The organism is Ochrobactrum sp. SFR4 (assembly GCF_019730395.1).
Classification (GTDB): Bacteria; Pseudomonadota; Alphaproteobacteria; order Rhizobiales; family Rhizobiaceae; genus Pseudochrobactrum.
In genome coordinates this window covers 1-404 of the sequence record NZ_JAAPBB010000281.1, presented here as the reverse complement: position 1 = coordinate 404, position 404 = coordinate 1, and the positions used below count along the sequence as shown (strand labels likewise).

The 404-nt window shown below is 54.5% G+C and carries 1 protein-coding gene; it reads left to right on the top strand.

Annotated features, from left to right (window positions below; genetic code table 11):
• Positions 1-295 (top strand): hypothetical protein (locus HBA93_RS18985; protein ID WP_221724337.1); only part of this gene is annotated, 295 nt, incomplete at its 5' end.
• Positions 296-404: the final 109 nt, after the last annotated feature.

The window sequence follows — 404 nt, the reverse complement described above, 5'->3', positions numbered from 1 at the left end:
AGGGCTGACCTCGAACGAGATCGAGGCGGCTCTTGCGGCGTGGGATCGGGATTCAAGCATCTACATGGTGGCCGGATGCATTGCGCTGGCTTCGATCCCGCTTCTTTTCGTGCTTGGCTATTCATCATTTTATCTACTGATCGGGGGCTGCCTTGTGGCGATCGTCACATTCGCGCTCGCGATGAAAGCTGATTTCAGGGCGTGGCAGATCCGGCAAGGCCGTGTCGGATCTGTGCGCGATTACTTCATCGATCGTCTGCCTTCCAATATGCAGATCCTTACTAAGGACGATTAATCATGAAGCGGGTGGCGCTATTCGCATTTTTCTCGTTTGTCTCTGCGGGCGCAGCCTATGCAGATGACATTAACATCGCCGACATTATTAAGGGCGAGGGCGATGCGCG